This is a genomic window from Nocardia sp. CC213A, from assembly GCF_030766805.1.
In the GTDB taxonomy this organism is placed as follows: Bacteria; Actinomycetota; Actinomycetes; order Mycobacteriales; family Mycobacteriaceae; genus Nocardia; species Nocardia otitidiscaviarum.
Map to the genome: position 1 here is coordinate 1 of NZ_JASFXA010000041.1, position 10,749 is coordinate 10,749.

Consider the following 10,749-nt stretch of genomic DNA (forward strand, 5'->3'; position numbering starts at 1 on the left):
CGCGGCGAACGGATCGCGGGTTCGGCGCGCGGCCGCACCACCTCGCGCCGCCGGTAGTCGACCACGGCGCCGCCACCCGCCTGGCCGAAAGTACCGATTTCCTGACCGCAGCTGTGTCCCGTCGCGGCCGTGACCGCTCCTACGGTGGAGCGAATCGGCAGCGACGGCGAAAGGTGCGGGCAGCGTGGATCTCGACGGCATGGGTGACGGCAAGGGTTTCGACTACGACGTACTCGTGATCGGTTCGGGGTTCGGTGGCAGCGTCACCGCGCTGCGGCTGACCGAGAAGGGGTACCGGGTCGGCGTACTGGAGGCCGGGCGACGCTTCGCCGACGACGAATTCGCCCGCACCTCCTGGCGGCTGCGCCGATTCCTGTGGGCCCCGAAACTCGGCTGCTACGGCATCCAGCGGCTGACCCTGCTGAAGAACACCTTCATCATGGCGGGGGCGGGCGTCGGCGGTGGTTCGCTGGTGTACGCGAACACCCTGTACGAGCCGCCCGCCGCCTTCTACGCCGACCGGCAGTGGGCGCACATCACCGACTGGCGCGATGAACTCGCTCCGCACTACGACCAGGCCAAGCGCATGCTGGGCGTCACCGTCAACCCGGCCACCACGCCCGCCGACCGGGTGCTGCGCGAGGTCGCCGAGGAGATGGGCGTGGGCGACACCTACCGTTCGACACCGGTGGGAGTGCTGTTCGGCGGCAAGGGAATCCGGCCGGGCACCGATGTGCCCGACCCGTTCTTCGGCGGCGTCGGCCCGACCCGCCGCACCTGCACCCACTGCGGCGAATGCATGACCGGCTGTCGCCACAATGCCAAGAACACCCTCGTGAAGAACTACCTGTACCTCGCCGAGGCCGCCGGTGCGGCGGTGCATCCGCTCACCACGGTGGTCGACGTGCGGCCGTTGGAGACCGGCGGCTACGCCGTGGCGACGGTGCGCACGGGCCGCTGGCTGCGCACGCGTCGGCGGGTGTTCACGGCCGAGCAGGTGGTGTTCTCCGCCGCGGCGCTCGGCACCCAGCGGCTGCTGCACCGGCTGCGCGATTCCGGTTCGCTGCCGCACATCTCACCGCGGCTGGGCTATCTGTCGCGCACCAATTCCGAGGAGTTGCTGTCGGTGCGCACCCGTCGCCGGGGCTCGGACTACACCCGTGGTGTCGCGATCACCTCGTCGATCCATCCCGACCCCGACACCCATGTCGAGCCGGTGCGTTACGGCAGAGGCAGCAACGCGCTGGCGCTCATGGTCACCGCCATGGTCGGCTCCGACGACGGCACGCCGAACTGGCGGCTGTGGCTGCGGGAGATGCGTCGCGGGCCACGGGATCTCGCCACCATGCACAATCCCCGGCGCTGGTCGGAGGAGATGATCGGCCTGCTGGTCATGCAGTCGGTGGACAACTCCATCACCACCTACACGCGGCGCGGGCTGTTCGGCCGCCGGATGACGACCAGACAGGGTGAGGGCGAACCCAATCCGAGCTGGATTCCGGCCGGACACGAGGTGGCGCGCCGGGTGGCCGACAAGATCGACGGTATTCCCACCGGCTCGATGAGCGCGGTGGCCGGTATCCCCATGACCGGACATTTCATCGGCGGCTGCGCGATCGGCGATTCCCCCGAAACCGGTGTGGTGGACCCCTATCACCGGCTCTACGGTCATCCGGGCCTGCACGTGATCGACGGTTCCACGATCTCGGCGAATCTGGGCGTCAATCCGTCGCTCACCATCACCGCCCAGGCCGAGCGCGCGATATCGCTGTGGCCCAATCGGGGCGAGGCCGATCCCCGGCCCGCCCCGGGCGCGCCCTATCGGCGGGTGCGACCGGTGGCCCCGGCACATCCGGTCGTTCCGGCGGCGGCACCGGCCGCCCTGCGGCTGCCGATCGTGGAGATCACCGGAGATCCGCAGCGCGCCTGAGGATCTCCCCTATCACAGCGCCACCGCCGCCGCGTGCAGCCGCGCCAGCGTCGCCTCGTCCGGCCACCGGCGCAGTTCGAAGCGCGGGGGATGCAGTCCCGGAATCGGCACCAACCCCAGTAGCTGCACCACGGTATCGAACGGCACCGTGCACACCAGGTCGATCTCGCCGTCGGCGTCCATGCGCGCGAAGTGCACGTAATCGGCTTCGGGCAGCAGGTATTCCACGTCCTCGCCCACGATGGTGGAGGTGACCGGGCCGTCGTCGGTGGACTGGAACATGACCGCGCCGACCATGGCCGGTTCGACATCGCTGAGCGGCTCCAGATCGAGGTCCTCCTCGAATTTGGCGGTGAGGATCCGGGTCTGGATGCCGTATTCGGTCACCGCCAGGCCGCTGCGGGCCCGTCGCGCGTACTCGGGGACCGGTTCCGGACCGGCCTGGTCGTAGGGCACCACCATGCCGTACTCGTCGAGGGTGTACCCCTGCGGTGAGATGGGCCGGGCCGCCTCGCCGTACTGCTGTTCCACCATCTCGAAGACGGCGGGCAGCAGTTCCGGATCGTCGGGCACCACGAGCAGGGTGTGGTCGTCGGGGATGAACGCCACCGGGCGGTGCTCGCCCCCGGCGTAGCCGGCCAGCCAGCCGGGCAGCAGCAACCAGGAGCCGAAGTAGGCGTCCCCGTCGTCGACGAAGCGCAGCAGATTCAGTTCCTCCGGTGATCCCGGACGGGCCAGCTCCGCGAGATTGTCGCGCGCGGCGGCGAATACGGTCTCCGGCTCGACACCCCAGTCCCGCACCATGTCGAGCGTCACGTAGGCGCGGGTGCGGGGCAGGTCGACCACCACCGTCTCGTTGACGAACGGGAACGCGGGGCGGCTCAGCGGCGCGCTCATCCGGTCGAAGTCGTCCAGACCGTAGGTGACCGGCCGCAGCACGGCCCGCAGCAGCGGGCGCACCTGCGCCCAATCCTCCGGCGCCTCATCGGAACTGGTCATGGCGGCCACGAAGTGGGCGATCCGTTCGGCGCGCTCGGCCGCCTCGTATCCGGCACACTCCCGGAAGATATTGCCCAGGTACACGATTCGGTCACCGCTGTGCCGAATCGAGAACTCGTCCGCGAGGTACTCCGCGTCCGTCACCCCGTGTGCCCGCAGACTCCCCAGCACCGCCTCGGCGAACCGCTCCTGCTCCATCCCCGCGCTCTCCCCATCATTCGTCCGTGCCGATCGCAGTCCGATTCTGCCGCCACCCACCGACAGCCCGCGCCGCCGTCAGCAGACGCAGCGCGAGCAGGAGTGCGGCGGTTCCGATCACACCGTAGACGAGCCACGCGATGTCGGGGGCCCACAGCACGATCCGGCCGAGCTCGACACCCAGCCGATCGGGGAGCGCCAGCGCCGTGCCGTAGAGCAGTGCCGCCGGACCCGCCACCCAGGCGGCGGCCCCGAACGCGCGACGCCACCGGCCACCGGGCCGCACGGGCCGGGCGAGGGCGCGCGCCGCGAATCCGACCGCGATGACCAGCAGGGCGAGGAGGGTGATCAGGACCCCGAGGGCGAGCGCGTAGGTCCGGTCGGGCGGCCGCGGGGTCGCCGCGCCGCCGGAGAGCAGTTGCGCCAGCCCGAATCCGGTGTCCAGCAAATGTGATTCGTGCAGAATCCCGTAGGCGTCGACGAGCATCACCACGGCCCGCTCCCGCTCCGGCAGCAGGATCACCTGCGCGAAGTAGCCGGGAGCCGCGCCGCCGTGCCAGATCGCTGGCGTGTCGGTGCCCGCCAGCGTCCGGCTACGCCAGCCGAGCCCGTAGGAGTCGTCCGCACCGGTCCGCACCGCCGGCCGGAACATGGCTTCGCGCTGGTCCGCGGTGATGCCGCCGCCACCGAGCGCGGCGCGGGCGAACGCGGCGGCGTCGCCGAGGGTTCCGCCGAGGTATCCGTAACCGACGCCCGCCGGGTCGTAGCCGGTGGCGAAGGCCACGGGTCGGCCGAAGACGAACCGATGCCCCCGGGGTACCCGCTGCGCCTCCGCCGCGCTCGTCACGGCCGCGCTCATGCCGATCGGTTGGAGCACCCGTTCGTCGAGCACCCGCGCGAACGGCCTGCCGGTGACCGCCTCCACCACCGCAGACAGCAGCAGGTAGTTGGTGCTCGAGTAGTGGTGGCGCGTGCCCGGCTCGCTCACCAACTCGGCGTCGGCCAGGTCCGGCAGCACATCCCCCGGTCGACGATCCGGATCGGTGCGATCGGTGTAGCGGGTCGTGGTGGCGAGGCCACTGGTCTGTTCGAGCAGGTGGCGCAGGGTGATACGGGCCGAGCGGGTGGCGTCCCGGAGCCGGAACGACGGCAGGTATTCGGTCACGGGCGCGTCGAGGCGCAACTCCCCGGCCGCGGCCATGGCGGTGATGAGGGTGGCGGTGACCGGTTTGGCGACCGAGCCCCACAGGAACGGCGTCGCCGCGGTGATCTCGCGGCCGTCCCCGTCGTGCCCGAAGGTGCCGGTGTGCACGGTCCCCGATTTCTCCACCACGGCGTAGGCGAACCCCGGCAGATCGGCCTGGCTCATCCGGGTGCGCGCGAAATCGTCCATGCGTGAGAACAGGTCCGCACCGCCGGAGCGTTCCGGTTCCGTAGGGGCGCAACCGAGCAGCAGCGCGAGGACCGGCAGCAGCCACGCCGATCGCCGTAGCAATATGTTCATATTGGAACGGTAACCATATGACGGTATGATTGTCACGTGCCACGTTTCGCCGACCACGATCAACGCCGCGAGCAGATGGCCCGCGCCTTCCAGCGCCTCCTGGCCGACGACGGCCTCTCCCGCGTCACCTTCGCGCGCGTCGCCGCCGAGGCGGGCATCTCGGTCGGACTCATCCAGCACTATTTCGCCGACAAGGACGCCTTGCTGCGGTTCGCCTACGCCGACTGCCTGCGCCGCATCGACGCCCGCATCGCCACCCGCATCGAGGCGGGCGAGGCGGCGCGCGAACCGATTTCGACCATGCTGCTCGACTGTCTGCGCGAACTGCTGCCGGTCGACGCGGAGCGGACGACCGAGTTCCGAGTGGAGCGCACCCTCTGGACCGCGGCCTTCACCGACGAATCCCTCGCCGCGATCGCCGCCCGGGCCACCGCCGACACACACCGGCGCATCGCCGCCGCCATCGACAACGGCAAGCACTGCGGCGAGGTCGACACGGCGGCGGACAGCGCCGCCGCCGCCACCATGATCCTGGCCACCACCCGCGGCCTGGCCGATGCGCTCGGCCTGGCCCCGCCCCCGGGCGCGCACGCGGTGGACGCCGCGCTGCGGCCGCCGCTGTCTCTCGTATTCACCGGCGAATGCCGTTATCACGAACGATGATTCACGCCGTGGGCGGCGGTTTTCGCCCCGCGTCGTCGCCGGTTGGCGGGGGTACGGAACAATCGAGACGGTTCCACCCGATGTGACACCGGTTCCACGGATGTGGAGGTAGTGGTTTGTCGGATCGTGCCAAGGTCCTGACCGGGATCGCCCTCACCGCGGTGCTCGTGGCGGCCGCGGTGCTGCTGGCGGTGCGGCAGCCCGAGACCGGGCGGGACGCCGCCGCCTGTCCCGATACCGCGGGATCCGCGTGGTCGCCGTCGAATACGGAGGTCGACGCGGGTATCGATCGGCATCCGTTCGTCGGCAACGGCTACCTCGGGCTGCGGGTGCCCACGCGCGGCGGCGGCTATACCGCGACCACCGAGATGACCGGGTGGCCGCTGTACACGCCCGCCTACGACGGCGCGTTCGTGGCCGGGCTGTACGCCCACACCCCGGGGGTGGCCGACGACCGGGAGGTCGTGGCGGCCGTGCCGAATTGGTCCGGGCTCACCGTCGAGGCGGGCGGGTACACCTACGACGCCACCACCGCCGCCGCGCAGCTCTCGGATTTCAGCCAGACGCTGCACCTGCGCTGCGGCGCGGTGCGCACCGAGGTGCGCTGGACCGCACCGGACGGCCGGGCCACCGACCTGGTGTACGAGGTGCTGACCAGCCGCACGGACCAGCATGTGGGCGCGGTGCGGCTGACCCTGGTGCCGCACTGGTCCGGGGAGCTGACGGTGACCGACGTGCTCGACGGCGCCGCGGCGCGGCGCGTGCTGCCGACCGGTGGCGCGGCGTCGAGCGGGAATGCCCAGTGGGTCGGATTCCGCACGGCGGGCACCGATGTCGATGGGGCGGTGGCATCCGTCCTGCGCGCCGATACAGACGCCGACGCCACGGGTCGGCTGGCCGAACTGACGGCGACCCAGCGGCTCGACCGGGAGGTCCGGGCGGGCCACCGCTACGAGTTCACCAAATTCGTCGCGGTGGACACCGCGCTCACCGCCCCCGATCCCGGGGCAGCCGCGCTGTCCGCCGCACGGCGGGCGGCGGAGACGGGTTGGTCGCGGCTGCTCGCCGATAGCGCCGCCGCGTGGCGGCAGCTGTGGCGCGGCGATATCGAGGTGCCCGACCGGCCCGATGTGCAGAACTGGATTCGCGGCGCGCTGTACTCGCTGTACTCCGCCACCCGTGCCCGCCAGCACGACAGCGTCTCACCCGTCGGCCTGAGCAGCGACAACTACGGGGGCGCGGTGTTCTGGGACGCCGACATCTGGGTGTTCCCGGCGCTGCTGCGGTTCGCACCGGACCTGGCGAAATCCATTGTGGAATACCGTTATCGCACCCTGGACGCGGCACGGGCGAATGCCGAGCGGCTCGGCTACCGGGGCGCGTTCTACCCGTGGACCAGCGCCAGCCGCGGCGATCTCGCCGAATGCCACAGCTGGGATCCGCCGCACTGTTTCACCCAGATCCATCTCCAGGGCGATATCGCCTTCGCGGTGTGGCAGTACTTCCGGGCCACCGGCGACGCCGACTGGCTGCGCGCCCGCGGCTGGCCCATGCTGTCCAGCCTGGCCGAGTTCTGGAGCTCCCGGGTGACCCCGAATCCGGACGGCAGCTATTCCATCCTCGATGTCGCCGGACCCGACGAGTACAGCAACGGCGTGCGCGACGGCGTCTACACCAATGCCGTGGCCGCCCTCACCCTCCGCAACGCGACCCGCGCCGCCGACATCCTCGGACTGCCCGCCATCCCGGAATGGACCGTCGTCGCCGACCGGCTGCGCATGCCGTTCGACGAATCGCGGCGCATATTCCTGCAATTCGACGGCTACACCGGCGCTCCCGGCAAACAGGCCGACACCGTGCTGCTCATCCACCCGCTCGACTGGCCGATGCCGCCGCAGGTCGCGGCGGCGGTGCTCGACTACTACGCGCAGCGCACCGATCCGGACGGACCGGCCATGACCGATTCGGTGCACGCCGTCGACGCCGCCGCCATCGGGGTGCCGGGCTGCGCCGTCGACACCTACCTCGAACGCGCGGCGCGCCCGTTCGTGCGGGCGCCGTTCGGACAGTTCGCGGAGGCGCGCGGCGAGAAGGCCGGTGCCGCCGATCCCTTGGCGGGCGCACCGGCCTTCACCTTCGTCACCGCCGCGGGCGGCTTCCTCCAGATCTTCACCGACGGCCTGCTCGGCTTGCATGCGGACATCGACGCGATCACGATCGACCCGACGCTGTCACCCCGGCTGGGATCCGAGGTGATGATCCGTGGAATACGGTGGCAGGGGCGCACATTCGACGCCCGGATCGGCATGGACGACACCCGACTCACCCTCACCGACGGGGAGCCGTTGCGGGTGCGGACGCCCGACGGCGCGCACACGCTCGGCCGCGACCGGGAGCTGACCGTGGTCACCCGCCGCCCGGACCGCTCCCCCACCGACAACCTGGCCCGCTGTGCGCCCATCACGGCGAGTTCGGCCGAACCGGGCCGCTACGCCAGCGCCGCCAACGACGGCAGCACCGCCACCGGCTGGGCGGCCGACGGCAACCACGCCACCCTCATCGTCGACCTGGGCTCCACGCATCCGATCGACCGGGTGGTCGTGCGGTGGGCGGAGCCGCCCACCGACGTCACCGTCGAACTCTCCGCCGACGGCGACCGCTGGATTCCGCGTACCCCCGCTCCCGATTCCGGCGACATCGCCGACACCGAGGCTCGTTACCTGCGGTTATCCGTCACCGACGCGACGCCGGACCTGCCCACCGGCATCGCCGAGCTGGAGGTGTTCGCACCGCGCTGAGCGCGGCGTCTCACACCCGCGCCCGGTCCACCACCGGCAGACCGAGGTCGGTCACCAGTCGCCGCACCCGCTGTTCGATGGAGTCGCGGATGGCCCGCACCTCGTCCAGATCCCGGTCGGCGGGATCGGGCAGCCACCACTGTTCGAAGCGGTGACCGGTCAGAATCGGGTCGGCGTCGCCGCAGCCCATGTCGATCACCACATCGGCGGCCCGCACCAGATCGTGAGTCCAGCGCCGCGGGTACTCCCCGGAGATGTCGATGCCCCGCTCCGCCATGGCCCGCACCACCAGCGGATTGACCGCGGAACCGGGTTCGGAGCCGCCGGAGCAGCCGGTGGCGCGATCGCCGACCAGCCGGTTGAAGAATCCGAGCGCCATCTGGGAGCGCCCCGCATTGTGGGTGCACACGAACAGCACGGTGGGACCCGCGGGGGCGTCGGAGGTAGGTGTCGGGGCGTTGACGGGACCGTCTGTCATCTTCCCCTCCTCTGGGTGTGGAGACCTGGGCCGGGCGCATGGCTGCGGCCGGGCATCCTCCGCCAGAATACGATCGTTTTCATGAAGGTTCTCGGCGCGTGCCCGCTCGATTGCCCCGACGCCTGCTCCTGGGAGGTGACGGTGGCCGACGGTGTCGCGGTCGGCCTGCGTGGAAACAAGGCGCATCCGGTCACCCGCGGCGCGCTGTGTGTGAAGGTGAATCGCTATCTGGAGCAAGTCGATTCCCCCGATCGGCTGCGTCATCCGCTGCGCCGCGTCGGCCCCAAGGGCGCGGGCCGGTTCGAGCGGATCGGCTGGGACGAGGCGCTCGACGAGATCGCCGACGCAGTGACACGGATCACCGAGGAATACGGTGGCGAAGCGGTGTGGCCGTTCCACGGCACCGGCAGTCTCGGCTACATCCAGGGGCTGGAGGGCTTCGCCGGGCGGCGGTTCTTCAATGTGCTGGGAGCCAGCCTGCACGATCCGACCATCTGCTCGGTGGCGGGCGGGACGGGACTGAAGTACACCCTCGGCACCTCCGGCGGCATGGATCCGGAGGACTTCGTCCATGCCCGGCTGATCCTGCTGTGGGGCACCAATCCGCTCACCTCCGGTCATCACCTGTGGAAGTTCATCCAGGACAGCGGCGCGTACACGATCGCCATCGACCCGGTGCGCACCCGCACCGCCGAGCGCTGCGACGAACACCTCGCCCCGCTGCCCGGCACCGATGCGGCGCTGGCGCTGGGACTCATGCACGTCATCGTGTCGCTGGGCGCGCAGGACGACGCCTACCTCGCCGAGCACACCGAGGGCTGGCCCGAATTCCGTTCCCGCATCGCGGAATACACCCCGGAGCGGGTGGCCGCGATCACCGGGCTGCCGGTGCGGCGCATCGTGGCGCTCGGGGAGCGGATCGCCCGCACCCGGCCCACCGCCATTCGCGCCTCGCAGGGCATGCAGCGCCACGACGGCGGCGGTATGGCGCTGCGGGCGCTGGCCTGCCTGCCCGGCGTCACCAGGGATTGGGCGATGCGCGGTGGCGGACTGCACTATTCGACCAGCGGGCATTTCCGGCTGCGGGACGCGGAGCTGCGGCGCATGGATCTGCTGCCGCATCCGGTGCGCACACTGTCCTCGACGCGGCTCGGCGAGGCACTGCTCGACACCGATGATCCGCCGGTCAAGGCGCTGTTCGTGATCGGCGCCAATCCGGTCGGGTCGAATCCGGATCAGCGCCGGGTGATCGAGGGGCTGCGGCGGGAGGACCTGTTCACCGTCGTGCTCGAGCATTTCGCCACCGACACCGTGGATTACGCCGATATCGTGCTGCCCGCCACCATGCAGCCCGAACATCTGGATGTGCTCGCCGGATACGGCCACCTGTACCTGGTGTGGAACGAGCCCGCGGTGGCTCCGCCCGGTGAATGTCTGTCCACCACCGAGACATTCCGCCGCCTGGCCCGGCGGATGGGCATGACCGAACCGGCGCTCTACGACTCCGACGAGGAGTTGGCGCGGCAGCTGTTGCAGGATCACGATATCGAGCGCTTGCGCGCCGAGGGATTCCTGAAGGTGGACAAGGGGCCCGTACCGGCGGGCAAGCTGAGCTTCGTCTCCGAGCGGGCGGTGCGCGCGGGGCACGAGCGGCTGCCCGATTACACGCCACCGGGCGATCCGGGCGACGGTCTGGTGCTGATTTCGGCTGCCTCGCACTACTTTCTGAACAGCACGTTCGGCGCGAATCCCGAATTGCGGCGGCGGGCGGGCGAAGCCACGGTCGCCGTCCATCCCGAGGACGCCGCGGCCCGCGGACTCAGCGACGGCACACCGGTGCTGGTGTCCAATGCCCGCGGCGGTTTCGAGGCCGTCGTCGCGGTCACCGATCGGGTGCGGCCCGGTGTGGCCGCCACCACCAAGGGCCGCTGGGCCAAGTTCTCCGGCGGTGCGACGGTGAACGCGACCATCGCCGAACGGGATGCGGACTACGGCGGCGGCGCGGTGTTCCACGACAATCGCGTGCGGATCACGCCGCGATGAGGCTGCCGGAGCTACCCGATCTGCCGGTCCGCGCGGCCCTGCCCGGGATCGTCGAGACGGTGCGGGAGCGCGGGACAGCGGTGCTGGTCGCGCCGCCCGGCACCGGGAAGACCACGCTGGTGCCGCTGGCGCTGGG

General features: G+C 70.8%; 6 protein-coding genes and 1 pseudogene. 4 read left to right on the forward strand and 3 right to left on the reverse strand.

The window, feature by feature from the left end; translation table 11 throughout:
• Positions 1-199 precede the first annotated feature (199 nt).
• Complete coding sequence (locus QJS31_RS37180) at positions 200-1,930, forward strand: FAD-dependent oxidoreductase (RefSeq protein WP_282786192.1); 1,731 nt, start codon at positions 200-202, stop codon at positions 1,928-1,930.
• A gap of 12 nt (positions 1,931-1,942) precedes the next feature.
• Here the strand turns inward: QJS31_RS37180 and QJS31_RS37185 are convergent, their stop codons facing one another.
• Together QJS31_RS37185 and QJS31_RS37190 are read right to left on the reverse strand one after the other, a co-directional pair.
• A complete protein-coding gene (locus QJS31_RS37185) occupies positions 1,943-3,127 on the reverse strand; it encodes a hypothetical protein (RefSeq protein WP_282786191.1) in 1,185 nt (394 codons plus the stop codon).
• A 16-nt stretch (positions 3,128-3,143) separates the two neighbouring features.
• Positions 3,144-4,631 carry a serine hydrolase gene (locus QJS31_RS37190; RefSeq protein ID WP_306359021.1) on the reverse strand — a complete coding sequence of 496 codons (1,488 nt, stop codon included), beginning with the start codon at positions 4,629-4,631 and terminating at the stop codon, positions 3,144-3,146.
• Between the two features lie 36 nt (positions 4,632-4,667).
• Between QJS31_RS37190 and QJS31_RS37195 the strand changes: the two genes are divergently transcribed.
• Positions 4,668-5,294 carry a TetR/AcrR family transcriptional regulator gene (locus QJS31_RS37195; protein ID WP_306359022.1) on the forward strand — a complete coding sequence of 209 codons (627 nt, stop codon included), beginning with the start codon at positions 4,668-4,670 and terminating at the stop codon, positions 5,292-5,294.
• A gap of 116 nt (positions 5,295-5,410) precedes the next feature.
• Complete coding sequence (locus QJS31_RS37200; protein WP_306359023.1) at positions 5,411-8,092, forward strand: discoidin domain-containing protein; 2,682 nt, start codon at positions 5,411-5,413, stop codon at positions 8,090-8,092.
• Between the two features lie 10 nt (positions 8,093-8,102).
• Here the strand turns inward: QJS31_RS37200 and QJS31_RS37205 are convergent.
• Positions 8,103-8,579 (reverse strand): annotated as a pseudogene (locus tag QJS31_RS37205) (arsenate reductase ArsC); the annotation flags it as partial.
• Positions 8,580-8,651: 72 nt separating this feature from the next.
• Here QJS31_RS37205 and QJS31_RS37210 point away from each other — a divergent pair.
• Positions 8,652-10,613, forward strand: coding sequence for a molybdopterin-dependent oxidoreductase (locus tag QJS31_RS37210; RefSeq protein ID WP_306359024.1), 1,962 nt, complete (start codon positions 8,652-8,654; stop codon positions 10,611-10,613).
• Positions 10,614-10,749 lie beyond the last annotated feature (136 nt).